Below are 17993 nucleotides of genomic sequence, written 5' to 3'. Positions count from 1 at the left end.
TACATGAGCACCGTCACCGATCTGCGAATTTCAAGCGACAAGAACGAACTCGACGTCGAGATGATCTACGCGTTCCTGTCGCAGGAAACGCCGTGGGCGAAGGGCATGCCGCGCGAAACGCTCGAACGCGCGATTGCAGGGTCGCTGTGTTTCGGCGGCTATCTCGGCGACCAGACGGGCGACTACGCGAGCGGCAAGCAGGTGGCATTCGCGCGCGTCGTCACGGATCACGCGACTTTTGCGTACCTGTGCGACGTTTTCGTGCTGCCGGAGTATCGCGGCAAAGGTTATGCGCACGCGTTGCTCACGCAACTATTCGCGAGCGAGTCGTTGCAGGGACTGCGAAGAATCATGCTGGCGACGACGGACGCGCATCACGTGTATCGGCCGCATGGGTTCAGCGCTTTGTCGAACCCCGAGCTTTTCATGGAAGTGCATAACGCGGACGTTTACCGCAGCGCCTGATGAAGCGGAGGCGACGTGCCTCCGCAACCCTCGCACCAATCAAACATACGCCCGTTCGCGCATCCACTTCGTCATGATCCACTTGTCGCCGGCACGCACCGGCGCGCCGCCGTGCAAGGTCAGCGGATCGAGTTGACGCTGGCCGTTCATATAACGGAAATACACTGCACCGCCCTGCTTCGCGGCCACAGATAAACCCGCTTCCGGAAAGATCGTTTCGCCGCCGTCAGGCACATCGTTCAGATAGATGACGAGCGTGGCCACGCGTTGTCCGCCGCGTGCCGTATGCACGGTGCTGCCAAGCTGATCGGGCGGGAAATAGTCGAAATGCGGCCGGTATTCGCCGGTTGGGCCATAGTGGAGAATCTGCAAGCCCTCGCCGTTTTCGACCGGCCAGTTCATCAGGCTCGCGATGCGCTGATCGAGCCGCTCGATGAACGCGTCTTCCCCGCGCTGATACCAGATGCCCTCGCTGGTGCGGTTGCGAATCACGTTTTCCTGGCCGGTCGCCGGATCGACGATGGTCGAGCGTTTCAGCCGATGCCGCGAACGCTCGATCACTTCATCGCACTCTTCCGGCGACAGCACGTTCGCGAACACGATCACCTGCGGACGCTCGCAGCGCATCAACACCTGCACGTCGCGGTCGAACGCGCGGATTGTGTTGCCGCGCGCGACAGGCCCGTCGTCGTACGCATACGGCGTACGCTGCACGCCCGGCGCACCAGGCGCACCAGGCGCACCCGGCGCCGTTTGCGGCAGCGCGGCTTCAATCCCGCCCGCCGCTACCGGCGAAGCCGCTGCACCCGACGCGACCACGCCGAACGCGCCATGCACCGCTTGTGCGGCTGCGTCGGCGGCAAAACCCGCCTGGACCATCGCGTCGATCATCGAATCGATCGTGCAGCCGCGCGCTGCATTCGTGCGCAGCCATTCCTGCCACGCGGCATCCACTACCGGCATACGCGACTCCGCTGTTGGATAGAACGAGAATAATGCATCGGCGGAAGCCGGCGGTCAGGCGCCATGATCCTGGCGCCGGTAAATCGCGAGCCCTTTTCTCGCTCGCGCGCGGATCGAGCGATGCACGAGCGGCGACCATCCGAGCAGCGCGCCGCGCGCGCCCAGCGCCTGGCGCATCCACGCCCACAAGTCGAAACTGTCGCGATGCTCGACGATGAGTCCATCGCGAAACGCGAAGCGCGCTTCGACATGATTCACCACCGGACGCCCCGTCTGACTGAATACATAGCCCGCGGTCCAATGCGCGCGGCCGCTGTGTTCGTCGGCTTCGATACTATCGAACGTCAGCGAAAAATCCTGAGCGCGCGTGACCAGCATGCGCCACATGTCGCGCACTTCGTCGCCGCGCAATTCGCCGAACGCCGGGTCGCTGAAGACGACGTCATCGGCATAGCAGGCAATCATGGTGGCGGCGTCGCGCCGCTGGAACGCCGTATAGAAGCGCTCGATCAGTTCGGTGTTGGGATGGCTCATTTGTTGTGTACTTGAGTTGCCGGATTAAAAGCCCGCATTGCAGCCGATATGGAAGCCGGTTTGATTGTGCGCGATGCAACCGGCAATCGAACCGCACGCGCCGCCCACGATCAGCCGAACTTCGCGGGATTGTATCGAATGATCGCGCCCGCGCTCGCATCCGCGATGCGCTAGCCTTCGTGCGCGTGAGCGCGAGCCCGGATTTCCGACAACGATACATCGACGAGCAGCTTGCCCGAATCGAACACCGTTTCCATCGCATCGTCCCAATCGGAGCCATCGGCGCGCGCGTCCCGATCCGGCGCGAGCGGCAGCGTCGCCGTGCGGTACTCGCCCGTTCGACGATTGATGAGCAGCGTGAGCCGTCCTTTCATCGAGCGTTTGGTGCTGTCCGTCACGGGGTCTTTCGATACGTCATGCCATGTATCGCCGAGGCGGATCGCCGAGCATTTCATCGCGAAGCGCTGCGTGTCGCGGTTGATCTGCTGCAACAACGCGCCGCCCATGCCGAACACGATGTTGTCGGCCGCGAAACCCGCGTGGTCCATCGCCGCGAGTATGGCCTCGAGCGAGTCGGGATTCACGCCGTCGCCCTGAATCACGCGCACGTTGTTGAGCACGCGCCGGCCTTTGCTGTTCACCGCCGATCCAAACGACGCCTCCAGCGCGCGCAGCGTTTGCAACACGATGCTGCGCGGATCGCCGGAATCGGGGCGGATCACAAGCGTCGCGCCGGAGTCGAGCACCGCCTGCTTGAGCTCCGTGCCCCACACCTTCAACGCAGCGAACAGATCGTAAGAGTCGGACACCACGGAAACGATTGCGCCCGGCCTCGCGAACTTCGCGATCATGTTGCGATACGCGTCGGTCTCGCGCTCGCGGCCCCACGCGGTGATTGTGCTGTGCTCGGCGGCCGGCACCGAAAACGCGGCCATGCTCTCGTTGTAGTAATGATTCGCCGCCACCACGCCGAGCACGGTATCCGAACCCATGAAGCTCACCAGATGCGCCGCGCCGCCAATCGCCGCCGATTCCGCGCTCGACACGCCGCGTGCGCCGAAGTCATGCAGCTTGAACGGCAGTTGCGTGACATCATCGCTGGTCTTCAGCAGATACTCGCGAATCGTCTTGCGCAGATGCCAGCTTTGCGTCGCGACCGTGACCGGATACCAGACGCGCAACAACATGGTTTCTATATACGACGCGAGCCAGAACACCTCGGGGTCGTCGCATTCGACGGTGACGAGCACGTTATGTGTGGGCACCACCGACCCTTCGGGCACCGCGCGAATGCGCACCGGCAGATAACCGCGATGACGTTCGACGATATGACGCCAGCCCGCTTCGTTGAACGGCTCGCCATGTGCGCTGAAAAACGCCTTGGCCTCGTCGATCATGGGTGCGGTAATGGGACTGCACAGATACTGCTTGATGAGCATCTGCAAGCCAAAGAAGAGCGTGCGGTCGTAGCGCCCGCCGCGCGATTCGATGTATGAAAACATCGCCGACGCTTCCGGCGGGTACTGGAGATAGTGCGACGCCTTGTATGAATCCGTGTTGAGGATCGGATTCGAGAAGATCGCGGAAGCGCCGCTCGGACCGCTGAATTCGTTCATCGTGGATGACGCCGCATTCGGCTCGCTGACGGTAGCTGGCTTTACATGATGCCACGGGCACGATGCGGGCGCGGGCTTCGGCTTCAGCTTCCGCGTTCATGCAACTTGCCCGTGCCGCCCGCTGTTGCGCAACGGTGTTCAGTCCAGATCGTCGTATTCGCGTCGGCGGATGTCCGCATCGCGGTCTGCGTTGCGCTCCTGCGAAACGGGCAATTCATAGGCATCGCGCAGTGCGGGGCGGTGAATCTCGGCCTGCTCGCGGCGCTTGATTGCGTCGGCGATCACGAGCGTCAGCAGATCGACTGGCGGCGCCGCAAACAACGCGCGTTGCATACCGGCGCATGCCCGGTAACGAAGACGGACAACGCTGCCCGCAGATGAAGTAACCGAAGGAGCAACCGAGGAAGTACCCGGCGTGGCCGGCTGATCGTGGCGCGGCGCGCGGGCCGGCCCGGAAACAGGTGCTTTCATGACATCCCCCGTGAGAATGACACATTGAAATGCGCTGACGGCCGCGTTGCAGCCTTCCAGGTCCGCCGTGCCCACGCGAAAGCGCGAACACGGCGCCCGGTCCACCTCGCTATGTGCCTCTCTTATGGAGGCTGTGGCCTTCTCCCCGTTTCGTCGCGCCGGTTGGTCCAGACCGTACGCTGCCCCTTCCCTGTTATGCACGTCGGTCGCGCAAACGTTGCCGCGCGACGACCTGTCGTTATAGGCCCAACACTTGCACCTTCACAGACGAAAAAAACCGGCGAGGTCAGAGCGTTGCGTCGTCGGGTGACGAACGACCGCTTCGCATCGGTCGTTCGCCCCGTGTTGTTTGACGTCCGTCTGTCAGTGGCCCCGCCGCAGCCTCGTAGACGCAATGGCATTCCCCGGCCACGTCCACGAAGTCGTTTATTGCGCCGGTCGTTACCTCTACTGACCGGCACAACAGATTCGCTGCGACTCCCTTAATGCAATGGCTATGCCATGTGCGCCCAGGTGCCGTCGCGCGGAGCGTCGCCGACGATGCAACGCTACCGTCCGCCCGATCGCCCGACTGAAAAACCGCCGGTGATTCGTATTCGAGACGCGTCTGGGCGCTCACGCGGTCTGCAAGATGCGCATCTAACGCATCGAATACACGCTTCCGATAAGCGCCATTCGCTGCCACGCCCGCGCGGCTTCGCGGTTTGTGTGCGAGCCCGGTCATTAATGCCGACGCCGAAACACATAAAAGCGACACGAAAATGGCCGAAAAGGCTTATGCGATTTTTGTTGCATGCATGAAACATCGCAAATGGATGTATGCCTACGCGTAAAGCGCATTCGTTCACGCGCTGTGTACTCCAGCGCGCATAACACGGCTTGACGTATCGCCGTCCGAACAGTATCGGATTAGCCGCGCGGCGCCTTGCAAAATCGGGCGACTGCCGAATAAGCGCACGTCAAATCGGGAAACTTTCTCGATACTGATTTGTTTGTATAGCATTCCAAAGCGCTTTCGCTTATGTTTGAGTCATGCGCCAGTCAGAGCGCCATAAAAAAAACGAACGAGTTAAGAAACGGTATAAGTGATTCGGGGATGAACTACTCCGGCGGTTGCCACGAGGCACCTTCCGTCGCCTGCCGCGATAATGCGGCGCCTCGCGGCTTGCGCCGCGCCCTGCTCGCTCCGCCGCAAACGTTGACTGTAGGCCGGCCACTACCGGTCTTCAATATCTCGCACAGCAGTCTTTCGAGCAGTAGGAATCGGGGGTAATGGAAATGACTTTCGCATCTGCGGACACCGGACGCACCGTTCTTTATGTGTCGAGCTCGCCCGATCAGAAACTCGCCGACTTCCTCGCCGCATCGGGCTGGCATGCCGTGCACGCGAAAAACGCGGCGGGCGCGGAACGCATGATCGAGCGCGACAACGTCAAGGTTGGTCTGGTCGAACTGCCGGAAGACTGCACGACACAGCAGTTGTCCGCGCTCGCTGCGTGCATGCGCCGCCCCGAAACCAACTGGGTCGCGCAGATCGCGCCGGGCCAGGCGGATAACGAACTGGTCAGCCGCTTTATCCTCGATTACTGCTTCGACTTCGTTACGCGGCCGTGGCTCAACGAGCGTCTCGTGTTCGCGCTCGGCCACGCGCATGGGCTGTCGTCGCTGAGGCATGGACATGTAGCGCCGGAACCGTCGCTCGGGCGGCATGGCATGGTCGGTCAATGCGAGGCGATGCAGCAGTTGTACCGGCGCATCGACAAATGCGGCGCGACCGAGGCGCCGGTGTTCATCGCCGGCGAATCGGGCACGGGCAAGGAGCTGACCGCGCTCGCGATTCACGAACGCTCGCCGCGCACCGGCCGGCAGTTCGTCGCGATCAATTGCGCGGCGATTCCGCCGAGCCTGTTGCAGGCGGAACTGTTCGGTCACGAACGCGGCGCGTTCACCGGCGCGCTTCAGCGCAAGATCGGGCGGATCGAGAGCGCGCATGAAGGCACGCTCTTTCTGGATGAAATCGGCGACATGCCGCACGAATGCCAGGCGGTGCTGCTGCGCTTTCTGCAAGAAGGCACGATCGAGCGGCTCGGCGGCAACGGCCCGATTCACGTCGACGTCCGCGTTATTTCGGCGACGCACGTCGATCTCGACAAGGCAGTCGAAGACGGCCGCTTCCGCGCCGACCTGTATCACCGGCTATGCGTGCTGCGCCTCGTCGAGCCGCCGTTGCGCGAACGCGGCGGCGACATCAAGCTGCTCGCGAACTATGCGCTCAGCATGTACAAGCAGGACGGCGCGCGCAAATTGCGCGGGCTGTCGAGCGACGCGATCGTCGCGATGTCGAACTATGCGTGGCCGGGCAACGTGCGCGAGCTGATCAACTGCGTGCGGCGCGCCGTCGTGATGAGCGAGGGCCGTTTCATCACCGCGAACGACCTCGGCTTGCCGGCCACGGACAACGGGCCCGCCGTCACGCTCGCGGAAATTCGCAGCAAGGCCGAGAAAGACGCGATCGAACATGCGTTGCAGCGGCACGGCTATAAGTTGTCGGAGGCGGCGGTCGAACTGGGCATCTCGCGCGCCACGCTGTACCGGCTGATGCACGCGGACCGGCTGCATCCGGAGCCTTCCGGCGGCAACGGGTCGAACGGCGGCGCGGATGCGGACGGGGACAGCGAGGCTGAGCGGCGCGGGCATGGATTGGTGTCGACGGCTTCGGTTTAGGTTTAGGTGGTTGTCGGTGTAGACGGCGGGCGGGCAGTTTAGGGTTGGTGGTCCGCCTGGCGGATTGTTGTGCGATTGACGCGCTGGTTGCGGGGCTTCGGGTGTCGGGCCTGGTTGTTCTTGGCGTTGTTCTTGGCGTTGTTCTTGGCGTTGTTCTTGGCGTTGTTCTTGGCGTTGTTCTTGGCGTTGTTCTTGGCGTTGTGCCTGCCGTTGTTGCGTGCCGTTGTGCCAGCCGTTGTGCCAGCCGTTGCTGCCTCGCGTTGCTGCCTCGGCGTTGTTCTTGGCGTTGCTGCCTCGCGTTGCTGTCTTAGCGTTGTCCTTGGCGTTATATCGCCTAATATCCGTTCACGGCATCTCGCCCCGTTGGCCGCTGAGCCACGCGCAACGGAGTCCTTCCCTCTCCTTGCGCGGTCCCTCCAAAACCCACGGGCAAGCAACTTGCTACCGCATGTTGCCGACGCGTCGCCGACGCGCGCGTCTTCGCGAGCCCGGACGCCGCGTCGCATTCCATAACGACGCAGCGGCCGCCGCCTCAGGAACTTGCGCGGCGAAACTCGTGTCGGTCAAGACCGGGGCCCAGGCCCAAAACAGCCAGACCGGCCGATGCGTCCTGCCGCCGTCCGCATTCCGCAGCCCGTCCCATACCTTATGCGCAAATTTCTACACGCCTGCTTCGTCGTTCTGCTCATTCTCGGCGCCCCGCCCGCTTTCGCCGCGGTGACGCCGGCCACTCCCGCCGCGGAGGCTTCCGGCACCGCCGTCACGCTGACGCCCGACCAGACGCGCCAGGCGCTCTCGGTTCTCAACGACCCCAAGCGCCGCGCGCAGGTCGCCGATACCTTGCAGGCCATCGCCGCGGCCGGCGCGCTGAGTGCGCCGGCATCGGCACCGACGGCCGCCTCCGCGCCCGCTGCGGCGAGCGGCGCAGCGTCGCTCGTGCCCGCCGCGTTCAAATCGAACGGACTGGCCTCGCAGCTCGCCCGTCAGGGCGCGCACTGGGCGGTCCATCTCGGCGGATCGCTGCGCAATTCGGTGACGGCGCTGCTCGACGTCGCTTCGGTGCGCGCGTGGTGGAACTGGCAATCGACCAGTCCGCAAGCGCGCTCGATCCTCGCGCACGTCGCCTGGTCGCTGCTGGCCGCGTTGTTGCCGGCGCTCGCGCTCGAATGGCTCGCGCGGCGTGTGCTGCGCCGCGCGTATCGCACGCTGGCCGCGCGCCGCGAGCATGGCGATCCCGCCGACGCGCCGCGCACCGACTTGCCCGTCGACGTCGAACCACAGCCTGCCGACGCCGCGCATGCCGCACCGCCGTTGCCCGCACCGCCGGTCGCCGAGGCGCAGGCCGAAGCACGGGCCCAAGCGGAATCGAAAGCCGAATCCACAACAACAGCCCGCGCACAAGCCGCCGCGGCCGCCGCCGCAACGGTGCCCGCAACCGGCCAACCTGCCGCGACGCCAACATCCACACCGAGCCCCACGCCGTCCGCCACCAGCGGCAAAGCGGCCGAAGCCAAAGGCAAGCAAAACGCCACGCATCACTGGACGCTCCTGCAACGCCTGCCCCGCGCGCTGCTGATCACGGTGCTGCGCCTTCTGCCGCTAGCGGTGTTCGTGGGCGCGGCGAGCGCCCTCATGTCGATCTTCACCGACGACGGCACGCCGCCAGACCGCGCGCTCGATTCGCTCGTCGACATTTATGTGCTGTGCCGCCTGATCGTGATCGTGAGCGGCTTCTTCCTGCAGCCGGCCGCGCCGCGTCTGCGCCTGTTGCGCATGAGCGATGCGTGGGCCGTGTTCGTGCATCGCTGGGTGATCCGCATTGTCAGCGTGGTGGGCGTCGGCTTGGCGATTGCGGAAATCGGGCAATCGCTCGGCCTGAACGAAGCCGCGCATCTCGCGTTGATGAAGGTCGTCGCGCTCGCCGGCCACGTGATGCTCTCGATCCTGATCCTGCAATGCGCGAAGCCGGTCGGCGAACTGATCCGGCAGCGCGCCGCTACGCGGCCATCGCTCGAAATGTTCGGCAATGCGCTCGCCGATGCATGGGCATGGCTCTCGGTGTTCGTCGTGATGGCGCTGTGGTTCGTCTGGGCGCTCGACGTGCGCAACGGCTATCACGCGCTGCTGCATCTGGGCGGCGCGTCGCTCGCGGTGCTGGTGGGTGCGCGCGTGCTCGCCATCGTGATCTTCGGTGCACTGGCGCGGCTCTTCAACGGACGCGAAGACGCCGACCGCTCGCTCGTGAACCGGCATGCGTACCGCTACTATCCGCTCGCGCGACGCGTGGTGGCGTGGATCATCGGCATCGTGACCGCGCTTGCGTTGCTCGCGGTATGGGGCGTCGACGTCGGCGAACTGTTCCGCGACGGCAGCGTCGGCCACCGGCTCGCGTCGGCCATCGTCACGATCGGCGTGGCGGCCGTGATCGCGCTGCTCGTGTGGGAAAGCGTGAACGTATCGGTCGAACGGCGGCTCGATCGCTGGACCACGACCGGCGACCTCGTGCGCGCCGCGCGCCTGCGCACGCTGCTGCCGATGCTGCGCACCGGCCTCTTCTGCGTAATCGCTCTCGTCGTCGTGCTAACCGGGCTGAGCCAGCTCGGCGTGAACATCGGGCCGCTTCTTGCGGGCGCGAGCATCTTCGGCGTGGCGCTCGGCTTCGGCTCGCAAAAACTCGTGCAGGACTTCATCACAGGCATTTTTCTGTTGATGGAAAACGCGATGCAGGTCGGCGACTGGGTCACGCTCGCGGGCGTGTCCGGCACCGTCGAATATCTGTCGATCCGCACGGTGCGCCTGCGCGGCAGCGACGGTTCTCTATATACCGTGCCGTTCAGTTCGGTATCGACGGTCAACAACACCAATCGCGGCATCGGCAATGCGGCTGTCCGCGTCAACATCGTATTCGGCCAGGACGTGGATCTCGCGATCGACACGCTCAAGGAAATCGGCGCCGGCCTGCGCGAGGAGGAGAAGTTCAAGGACGGCATTCTGTCCGACTTCAGCTTCTGGGGCGTCGACGCGGTGGACGGCTCGGCCGTCACACTGGCCGGCCAGATGCAATGCCGCGACTCGGCTCGCTGGGGCGTGCAGCGCGAATTCAACCGGCGCATTCTCGACCGCTTCCGCGAACGCGGCATCGAAATCGCCAATCCGCAGCGCAACCTGCTGACGTGGGACCCGGAGAGCGTCGCGCCGCGCGTCGAAGCGGGCGAGCCGCCGAAGCAGGAACCGCAGCAGGAACCTTCGACGCATGCTTCCGGCGATGGTGCTTCGTCCGATGGCGCATCAAAGGGCGACGCGCCCGTCGAGGACCAGATCCCCGTCGACTCGAAGCCCGCGGGCGGGCCGGGCACGCCCGCGAATCCGGGACCGACCTCGCCGCACGAGTGACGTACTGACTGACAGGGCGCCGGGCGCGCGCTATCTATTGAACCTGCCACCAGCGAGGCAACAGGCGGCGCACCTCGGGCCGCCTGTACCGGTCGTCGATCAGATGCACGACGCCCTCGTCGTGCTCCGTGCGAATCACGCGCCCCGCCGCCTGCACCACCTTTTGCAAACCGGGGTACAGGTACATGTATTCGTAGCCGCTGCCGAAGCGCGCCTCCATCGTGCGGCGCATCTGTTCGTTCATTTCGTTCATTTGCGGCAAGCCGAGCGTCGCGATGAATGCGCCGATCAACTGCTGACCGACCAGATCGACGCCCTCGGAAAACGCACCGCCCAGCACCGCGAAGCCGACGCCCTGGTCGGTGCCGCGAAAGCGCGCGAGAAATGCGTCGCGGGCCGCTTCGTCCATGCCCGGCTCCTGCGCCCAGACAGGCATGTGAGGATAGCGCTCGCGCATCAGCGCGACCACGCGTTGCAAATACTCGAAGCTGCTCAGGAACCCCAGGTAATTGCCGGGCTGCGCCGTGTACTGCCTCGCAATCAACTCGACGATAGGTTCCAGCGAACGGTCGCGATCGCGCCAGCGCGTCGACACGTTGCCCGCAACCCGCACTTGCAATTGCTCCGCGCGAAACGGCCCTTCGACGTCGAGCCATGACGTGTCCTCGGCGAGCCCCAACGTATCGCGGTAAAAATGATGCGGGCTGAGCGTGCCGGAGAACATGACCGTGGTGCGCGCGGCGGCGTAGCGCGGCGCGAGAAACGGCGCGGGAATCACATTGCGCACGCACAGCACGCAACTGGTTTTATCGCGCGGCGCGTGGCGGTCTGTCGTCAGCGTGATGTCGAAAATCGAATGCTCGCCGAACTGTTCGGCGAGCGCGACGAAATGCATCGCGTCGAAGAAGAAACGCAGCGACGTTTGATCGATGGAAAGCGGCGCTTCGGCAAGCTGATCCGTCACCGCGCCGATCAGATTCTGCGCGGCCGATAACAGCTTGCCCGGTACGTCGGCATAGACCTCGTATGAAGCGATCTGCGCGCGCTTGAGCGCATTCCATTCGCGTTGCAAGCGTTCGAGCGGCTTGCGCAACGTGGGCGGCGCCGTGTTGCGCGCAAGCCGCAACGCCGCCTGATCCAGCGACGCCGTGTACATGCGGCGCGCGCGATCGAGCAGATTGTGCGCCTCGTCGACCAGCACGCCGACGCGCCACTGGTTGATCTGCGTGAGCGCGTAAAGCATCGCGCTGCTGTCGTAGTAATAGTTGTAGTCGCCGACTACGACGTCGGCCCAGCGCGCGAGTTCCTGCGCGAGGTAGTACGGACAGACGTCATGCGCGAGCGCCGCTTCGCGCACCGTGGCGCGATCGAGACGCGGCCCGGCAAGCGCCGCGCTCCGTGCCGCGTCGAGCCGGTCATAAAAGCCGCGCGCGAGCGGACACGACTCGCCGTTGCACGCCTTGTCCGGATGCTCGCAGGCTTTGTCGCGCGCGACGAGTTCAAGCGTTCGCAGCGGCAACGGCGCAGCGCTCTGGCGCAGCGTTTCGATTGCATCGAGTGCGAGCGCGCGGCCCGGCGTCTTCGCGGTCAGAAAGAACACGCGATCGATCTGCTCCGCCGCGCAGGCCTTCAGCAACGGAAAGATCGTAGCGAGCGTCTTGCCGATGCCCGTCGGCGCCTGCGCCATCAGCGGCTTGCCGTCGCGCGCCGCACGATACACGGACACCGCCAGTTCGCGCTGGCCGCTGCGAAACTGCGCGTGCGGAAACTGCAATGCGCCGAGCGCGGCATTGCGTGCCGCACGATGCGCTTCCTCCTGCACGGCCCAGTCGAGAAAGCGCTCGCATTGTTCGACGAAAAAAACCTCGAGCTCGCGCGCCGTATGCGTTTGCGTCAGCAACGTTTCCTTCTGACTGCCGACGTCGAAATAAACCAGCGCGACGGTCAATTGGCCAAGTCCGCGCGCGCGGCACAGCATATGTCCGTACACCAGCGCCTGCGCCCAATGCAGAGTGCGGTGATTCGCGGGCATGCGTTCGAGATCGCCGCGATGCGTCTTGATCTCTTCGAGACGATTGGCCGCCGGGTCGTAGCCGTCGGCGCGGCCTCGCACGGTCAGATTGCGATGCGTGGCGATCAGCGTCATTTCGCTTTCGTAGCCGCTCGCGCGACGCCCCGCGACGGTCACGTGCCCCGCCATGCCTTCGAGCGAAGTCGGCGCGGGCGTGAACCGCAGATCGAGGTCGCCGCGTCTTGCGGTGAACTCGCACATCGCTCGCACGGCGACGATGTAGCTCATGCCGTGCGCTCCGCTGTGAATGTGGCGGGCGTGGCGGGCATGCTTGCGTCGACGCTTGCATTGTCGGGCGCGTTGCACTCGGCTTCGTCCGCCCAACGCAGGTCGACCACGCGCACCGGCATGCCATGCTGCACACAGTAAGCGAGCCAGCGGATCTGGTTGTCCTGCAAGCGGTCGCCGGGTCCCTTCACTTCGATCAACTCATAACGGCGCTCGGCGGGCCAGAAGCGGATCAGGTCGGGCAACCCCGAGCGATTGCCGCGCACATCGCGCAACAGGCGCTCGAACCACAACTTCAGATGCGCGGCCGGCAGACAGTCGAGCGCCGTTTTCACGAGTTCGGGCGTGAGCAATCCCCAGAACACGAACGGCGACTGCACGCCGGCCTTCTCATGCAGATGCCGCAGAATCGTCTGGCGATACGCGCCGTTATCGAGTTGAGCCAGGCACGCGGCGAACTGCACGGCACGGCGCGCATGAAAATCCGGCGCGTGAAGATCAGCGGGACCGCGTTGAAACGGATGGAAAAACGCACCGGGCAACGCGGCGAATACTGGCTCCCAGCAGAGCAGGCCGAATAGCGAATTGATCAGCGCATTCTCGACGTAATGCACCGGCGCGGCGTCGCAAGCCAGATGATCGCGCACGACGAATTCGACGGCCTGCGGCGCTTGCGGCCTCGGCAACGTCAACGTGCTGCGCTCGGCCGCGCGCGCCGCCTGCACGCGAACCGCCGGCTCGCCGAGCTTGCGCTGCAAACGCGGCAACATGCGTGCGATACGTTGCGCCTCTTCCTCGCTTTCCGGCGATGCCGCGGCCTGCGACGCGAGCGCGAGCGCCGCATCGAAACGTTCGCTGCGCTCGAGCACACGCATGCGCCGATGACGCGCGCCGGGCCACGCGCAACTCTCGTACACGGCGAGCGCCGAAGGCCACATCTGCCGCCGTTCGCAATACTGGCCGATGCGGAATAGCAGCTTCGCGCGGCGCGTTTCGAGCCACGAATTAGACGTTTCGACTGCACGAACGCGCGCGACAAGGGCGTTGATCGCGTCGCTTGCCGCTTCTGAATTAATCAGCGATCCGAACGATTCTATCGATTCAAGCTCATCGCGACATGCCTGTAACGCGAGATACACGTCGACGTCCGCGCGCTGCTGAAATGCACGCGACGCCGGCCCGAACGCGACTTTCTCGTACTGGAGCACGCCAAGATCGGCGAGCACGAACTCGGACCAGTCCTGCTGCAGATTGCCGAAGAACATCAGCCGAAAACGCTCGCAGAGCGGCGCAATGTCGACACGAAACACGCAATCGCTCGAATGCGCATGCCATGCGGACAACGGACGCGCGGCGGCACCGCCGTTCTCGCGCTCCTCTTCTTCCGCGTAGAACGGACGCAATGCATCCAGCAACTCGGGCTTGCGCAGGCTGCGCGCGCCGGGAATCATGGCAAGCGCGTCCGCGAAAATATTCAGCAATTCGGCGCGCGTGGTGAGTGCAAAGAGATCGTCGAGCGTTAGATGCGGCGCCGCGTCCAGCCAGCCGAGCGCAGTAACAGGCGCGGCGGCGCGTAACGGGCAGCCGATTTCGTCGTAAGCCAGGCGGCTCGCGCGAAACAGCGTGCCCTTGCGCATCAGCATGCGGACCAGCAATGCGCGCGACGCTTGCGGCAATGACGCAAACGCGCCGAGAAAAGCGCGCTCGCCTGCATCGAGCAGATCGTCGTAACGTTGCGCGAGCCATGCAAGCGCACGCTCGAAGTTCAGCAGATAGTAAGGAGCGCCGGCGAGGGAATCCGGCGGAGCATCGGTTGCCACGGAGTTTGCAGGACCTGTACGTTTATACAGTGATGATAGCAAACTCCACTGCCGCTACGGCTTTGCTGCGAGCCACACCACCGTCAGCGAACGCACGCCCTGCGCGCCGCGAATCAGCACGCCCTCGATGTCCGCGGTCGCGGACGGTCCCGTGACCAGCGCGGCATAACGCGCATCGCGAAAGTCGTCGCGCCGGTAAACGTCCTGCAAACCGTCCACCAGTTGCGCCGGATCGAGCAGCACCACCAGATGCTGCACGATGTAACCCAACGCGTTGACCACGTACTCGCGTTCGCTGAACCACACCGAGCCCGTCTCCGCGACGCCGAAACGCGCGCGCACCACGCCGACGTCGATGTCCTGCAGCGATGCCGGTTCGGTGTCGGCGGTCAGCATGCGCGTGCCGGGCACTTCGGCTGTAGCCGATGTGATCGACACCGCCGCGCCGAACCGCTCGCGGATCAACGCGGCGACATCGGACGCGGCTTGCGCTTGCACGCATGTGCCGCCCATCATTTGCAATGCAGCCGCGAAGCGCTCACGCAGATCGCCGCCCATCGCGGGAAAGAGCGGCACATCGGGACGCGGACGCGCGGCCGGTTGCGCCTGCCGCACCTTCGCGAGAAAAGCCTCACGCGTTGCCATCGCCACCTCCGCGGTTTTTCTTGTACCAGGCGTGGAAGGTCTGCTTCGGCGCCTCGGGCAACTCGCGTTGCCTGCCCCAGATATTCAGCGGGTTATACAGCACGAAATTCGGCAGCCGCCGCAGTGCGCCGCTCATCGACGCGACGGTCGCGCGATACAAGGTCGGACTCGCCAGCAGGCGCCCCGCCATCTTCAACACTTCCTGCTTCACGAACGGCACTTCATGACGCTCGGCGATTACCGTGCGCCATTTGTAGATCTGCTCGTGAATATTGATCTTCACCGGACACACGTTCGTGCAACTGCCGTTGAGCGTCGACGCAAACGGCAACGCGCTATAGCGCTTCAGATCGAAGGTCGGGTTGATGATCGCGCCGATCGGCCCGGAGTAAGTGCCGCCATACGACAGCCCGCCGCTGCGCCGGTAGACCGGGCACGTATTCATGCATGCGCCGCAGCGGATGCATTTGAGCGAGTACCAGAAGTCCTCCATCGCGAGCCGCTCCGAGCGGCCATGATCGACGAGGATGAAATGCATCTCCGTGCCCGGACGCGGCGCGCGGAAATGCGACGTGTATTGCGTGATCGGCGAACCCAGCGCGCTGCGCGACAGCATGCGGATAAACACGCCGAGGTCCGCGACCTTGGGAATCAGCTTCTCGATACCGATCGACGCGATATGCAACGGCGGCACATTCGCCGAAAGATCCGCGTTGCCTTCGTTCGTGCACACCACGACCGTGCCCGTCTCCGCGACGGCGAAATTGCAGCCCGTCATACCGGCCGTTTTTTCGCGCACGAAATAAGGCCGCGTATTCATGCGCTGGCTTTCGGCGAGATAGTGGATATCGCTATTGTTTGGGTCGGTGCCAATGGTTCGGCCGAACAGTTGCGCGACGTCCGCGCGCAACTTGTGGACCGCGGGCACCACCATATGGCTCGGGTCCTGATGATCGAGTTGCTGGATGCGTTCGCCGAGATCGGTTTCCATCACCGTAATGCCGCGCGGTTCGAGATACTCGCGCATCTTGCATTCGTCGGTGAGCATCGACTTGCTTTTGACCAGCGTGGTCATGCCGCGCGCGGACATGATCTGGTGCACGAGCGCGTTGTGCTCTTCCGCCGTGGACGCCCAGTGCACCACGACCCCGTTCGCCTCCGCTGCCGCGGCAAACTGTTCGAGGTACTCGGACAAATTCGACAGCGTATGTTCCTTGATGCCCGAGGCGAGTTCGCGCAGCGTCTCCCATTCGGCAATGCCGTGCGCCTGCGCGTCGCGCTTCTCACGCAAATCCCACAGACGCTTGTCGTGAAACGCAACGTGTTCAGTCTTCCTGATGAACTCGCCGGCCGCCTTCGCGTGGTCGATGCGGCTCATGCGCGTGCCCCGTTCAGCACCTGAGCGATATGGATGAAGCGCGCGTCGGCTTTCATGCGTTCGGCGCAGCCTTGCTGATGCATCAGACACGACATGTCGCCCGATACGATGTATTGCGCGCCTGCGTTCAGATGATCGCGCACCTTGTCCTGCCCCATGCGCACGGAGACGGGCTCTTCCGTGACAGAGAAAGTGCCGCCAAAACCGCAGCATTCATCCGGTCTGGACGGTTTGACGAACTCGATGCCCTTCACGCCTTCGAGCAACGTGCGTGGTTTCGAAAACGGCTGCCCCGCGACTTCCGATACCGACGCTTCCTTAAGATGCCGCAACGCGCTGCAACTGTTATGCAAGCCGACGCGATACGGAAACTCAGCCCACGGAAATTCGCGCGCGCCGACCACGTCATGCAGAAACTCGACGAGTTCATAAGCACCTGCGCGCACGTTTCTGACCTCGTCCGTCTGCTCGATCGCGGTCAGATGCTCGCGCACGTGATGGATACAGCTCGCCGAAGGTCCGACGATGTAGTCGTAGCCCGCGAAGTTGCGCGCAAACACGCGCTCGGCGCCGGCCGCGTCCGCGTGCGCGCCACTATTGGCCATCGGCTGGCCGCAACAGGTTTGCTCCTGCGGATAGTCGACCTCGATGCCGAAGCGCTCCAGCAATTCGAGTGTGGCGATGCCGACCTCGGGGTAAAACGCGTCGATAAAGCACGGAATAAAGAGGGCGACTTTCATGAGTTCATTGGACGGAACGCGGCAGGAGACAACGCCGACGGTCATGTTGGCAAGGTTGGTCAGCTTGGTCTGACCAAAAATATAAGGAAGTCCCCGGTTCGTGTCAATCGGAAGATCGCGACGGGCGCTGAGCGACAGGCGCCCGCGACCGCCCATAAACGTCTACAGCTTCGCCGCGTCTTCCTGATAAATCTCGCGCACGAAGGCGAGATGCCGCTCCGCGGCCTTGCGCGCTTTTTGCGCGTCACGCGCCATGACCGCGTCGTAGATGGCCTGATGCTGGCTCATCAACTGCTTTTCCATCGCCTCGTCGTAATCGATCAGCCGATGGTACTGGCGCATGCCTTCGCGAATCAGCGTATGGATGCCGTGCATCACATGCGCAAGCGCGATGTTGTGCGTGGAGTCGGCAATGGCGAGGTGAAACGCGGCGTCCAGTTCCGCGAGATTGTCACGATCCTGCGATCGCGACGCCGCCTTCAACGCTTCAAACGCGGCCTTGATCTTGCGAAGATCGGCGGCTGTCGCGCGCTCGGCGGCATACACCGTCGAAATGGATTCGAGCCCCTGGCGCAATTCGAGAATATCGGCACTGGTACGCGGATTCTGCAAAAGCAGTTCGGCGAGCGGCCCCGAAATGAGCGGCGCGGTGAGTTCCACCACCGTAAAACCGCCGCGCCCTGACGTGGCGATATAACCGTCCGACTCGAGCCGGATCAGCGCCTCACGCAGCGAGGGCCGCGAGACCGCCAGTTGCGTGGCGAGATCGCGTTCCGCCGGCAAGCGGTCGCCCGGCATCAGCACGCCGTCCGAGATCAATTGCTTGATCTGATCGGCGACCACGTCGGAAAGCCGCTTGCGCGTGAAGGACTGAATCGGGCGAAAGTGCATAGGCGGCGGCTCATAAAGCCGGATGGTTCAAGGTTCGTTGGCGAATGCAAGGCA

General features: G+C 64.0%; 13 protein-coding genes. 3 read left to right on the top strand and 10 right to left on the bottom strand.

Going from position 1 to position 17993, the window contains the following annotated elements; genetic code table 11:
• The first annotated feature begins 3 nt into the window (after positions 1 to 3).
• A complete protein-coding gene (locus tag CUJ91_RS22880) occupies positions 4 to 465 on the top strand; it encodes a GNAT family N-acetyltransferase (RefSeq protein ID WP_114157221.1) in 462 nt (153 codons plus the stop codon).
• Between the two features lie 39 nt (positions 466 to 504).
• Here the strand turns inward: CUJ91_RS22880 and CUJ91_RS22875 are convergent, their stop codons facing one another.
• The 4 genes from CUJ91_RS22875 to CUJ91_RS34905 form a co-directional block, all read right to left on the bottom strand.
• Positions 505 to 1428 (bottom strand): 2OG-Fe(II) oxygenase, encoded by a 924-nt coding sequence (locus tag CUJ91_RS22875; RefSeq protein WP_114157220.1) that lies wholly within the window; start codon positions 1426 to 1428, stop codon positions 505 to 507.
• A gap of 54 nt (positions 1429 to 1482) precedes the next feature.
• Positions 1483 to 1962 carry a nuclear transport factor 2 family protein gene (locus CUJ91_RS22870; RefSeq protein ID WP_006046978.1) on the bottom strand — a complete coding sequence of 160 codons (480 nt, stop codon included), beginning with the start codon at positions 1960 to 1962 and terminating at the stop codon, positions 1483 to 1485.
• 170 nt (positions 1963 to 2132) lie between these two features.
• Positions 2133 to 3578 carry a nicotinate phosphoribosyltransferase gene (locus tag CUJ91_RS22865; RefSeq protein WP_114157219.1) on the bottom strand — a complete coding sequence of 482 codons (1446 nt, stop codon included), beginning with the start codon at positions 3576 to 3578 and terminating at the stop codon, positions 2133 to 2135.
• Positions 3579 to 3716: 138 nt separating this feature from the next.
• Complete coding sequence (locus tag CUJ91_RS34905; protein WP_244231073.1) at positions 3717 to 3911, bottom strand: hypothetical protein; 195 nt, start codon at positions 3909 to 3911, stop codon at positions 3717 to 3719.
• Between the two features lie 1410 nt (positions 3912 to 5321).
• Between CUJ91_RS34905 and CUJ91_RS22855 the strand changes: the two genes are divergently transcribed.
• Entirely contained in the window at positions 5322 to 6773 is a 1452-nt protein-coding gene (locus tag CUJ91_RS22855; RefSeq protein ID WP_053859177.1) for a sigma-54-dependent transcriptional regulator, read from the top strand.
• A gap of 648 nt (positions 6774 to 7421) precedes the next feature.
• On the top strand, positions 7422 to 10166 hold the full coding sequence (locus CUJ91_RS22845) for a mechanosensitive ion channel family protein (protein ID WP_114157217.1): 2745 nt from the start codon (positions 7422 to 7424) through the stop codon (positions 10164 to 10166).
• A 34-nt stretch (positions 10167 to 10200) separates the two neighbouring features.
• On the opposite strand, the gene CUJ91_RS22840 is transcribed toward CUJ91_RS22845, so the two are convergent.
• The 6 genes from CUJ91_RS22840 to CUJ91_RS22815 all read right to left on the bottom strand — a co-directional run bounded on the left by CUJ91_RS22840 (position 10201) and on the right by CUJ91_RS22815 (position 17939).
• Positions 10201 to 12465, bottom strand: a complete 2265-nt coding sequence (locus CUJ91_RS22840) for an ATP-dependent DNA helicase (protein ID WP_114157216.1) — start codon at positions 12463 to 12465, stop codon at positions 10201 to 10203.
• The gene (locus CUJ91_RS22835; RefSeq protein ID WP_114157215.1) at positions 12462 to 14285 is read right to left on the bottom strand and encodes a VRR-NUC domain-containing protein; all 1824 of its coding nucleotides are present in this window, start codon (positions 14283 to 14285) and stop codon (positions 12462 to 12464) included. The genes CUJ91_RS22840 and CUJ91_RS22835 overlap by 4 nt, the downstream gene beginning before the upstream one ends.
• A gap of 54 nt (positions 14286 to 14339) precedes the next feature.
• On the bottom strand, positions 14340 to 14930 hold the full coding sequence (locus tag CUJ91_RS22830; RefSeq protein WP_107709889.1) for a LutC/YkgG family protein: 591 nt from the start codon (positions 14928 to 14930) through the stop codon (positions 14340 to 14342).
• Positions 14917 to 16308 carry a lactate utilization protein B gene (locus CUJ91_RS22825; protein WP_114157214.1) on the bottom strand — a complete coding sequence of 464 codons (1392 nt, stop codon included), beginning with the start codon at positions 16306 to 16308 and terminating at the stop codon, positions 14917 to 14919. Before CUJ91_RS22825 ends, CUJ91_RS22830 begins: the two co-directional genes overlap by 14 nt.
• Positions 16305 to 17048 carry a (Fe-S)-binding protein gene (locus CUJ91_RS22820; protein WP_029970513.1) on the bottom strand — a complete coding sequence of 248 codons (744 nt, stop codon included), beginning with the start codon at positions 17046 to 17048 and terminating at the stop codon, positions 16305 to 16307. The genes CUJ91_RS22825 and CUJ91_RS22820 overlap by 4 nt, the downstream gene beginning before the upstream one ends.
• Before the next feature lie 162 nt (positions 17049 to 17210).
• Positions 17211 to 17939: a FadR/GntR family transcriptional regulator gene (locus CUJ91_RS22815; protein WP_029970512.1), complete on the bottom strand. Its 729-nt coding sequence runs from the start codon at positions 17937 to 17939 to the stop codon at positions 17211 to 17213.
• Positions 17940 to 17993: the final 54 nt, after the last annotated feature.

The sequence above is a fragment of the Paraburkholderia graminis genome, from assembly GCF_003330785.1.
Lineage (GTDB): Bacteria > Pseudomonadota > Gammaproteobacteria > Burkholderiales > Burkholderiaceae > Paraburkholderia > Paraburkholderia graminis.
This window is presented reverse-complemented; position numbering and strand designations above follow the sequence as displayed.

Coding starts and splice junctions, on each gene's coding strand:
- CUJ91_RS34905 (WP_244231073.1), bottom strand. CDS start 3,911: ATGCAACGCGCGTTGTTTGCGGCGCCGCCAGTCGATCTGCTGACGCTC.
- CUJ91_RS22845 (WP_114157217.1), top strand. CDS start 7,422: ATGCGCAAATTTCTACACGCCTGCTTCGTCGTTCTGCTCATTCTCGGC.
- CUJ91_RS22830 (WP_107709889.1), bottom strand. CDS start 14,930: ATGGCAACGCGTGAGGCTTTTCTCGCGAAGGTGCGGCAGGCGCAACCG.
- CUJ91_RS22855 (WP_053859177.1), top strand. CDS start 5,322: ATGGAAATGACTTTCGCATCTGCGGACACCGGACGCACCGTTCTTTAT.
- CUJ91_RS22865 (WP_114157219.1), bottom strand. CDS start 3,578: ATGAACGAATTCAGCGGTCCGAGCGGCGCTTCCGCGATCTTCTCGAAT.
- CUJ91_RS22820 (WP_029970513.1), bottom strand. CDS start 17,048: ATGAAAGTCGCCCTCTTTATTCCGTGCTTTATCGACGCGTTTTACCCC.
- CUJ91_RS22840 (WP_114157216.1), bottom strand. CDS start 12,465: ATGAGCTACATCGTCGCCGTGCGAGCGATGTGCGAGTTCACCGCAAGA.
- CUJ91_RS22815 (WP_029970512.1), bottom strand. CDS start 17,939: ATGCACTTTCGCCCGATTCAGTCCTTCACGCGCAAGCGGCTTTCCGAC.
- CUJ91_RS22880 (WP_114157221.1), top strand. CDS start 4: ATGAGCACCGTCACCGATCTGCGAATTTCAAGCGACAAGAACGAACTC.
- CUJ91_RS22825 (WP_114157214.1), bottom strand. CDS start 16,308: ATGAGCCGCATCGACCACGCGAAGGCGGCCGGCGAGTTCATCAGGAAG.
- CUJ91_RS22875 (WP_114157220.1), bottom strand. CDS start 1,428: ATGCCGGTAGTGGATGCCGCGTGGCAGGAATGGCTGCGCACGAATGCA.
- CUJ91_RS22870 (WP_006046978.1), bottom strand. CDS start 1,962: ATGAGCCATCCCAACACCGAACTGATCGAGCGCTTCTATACGGCGTTC.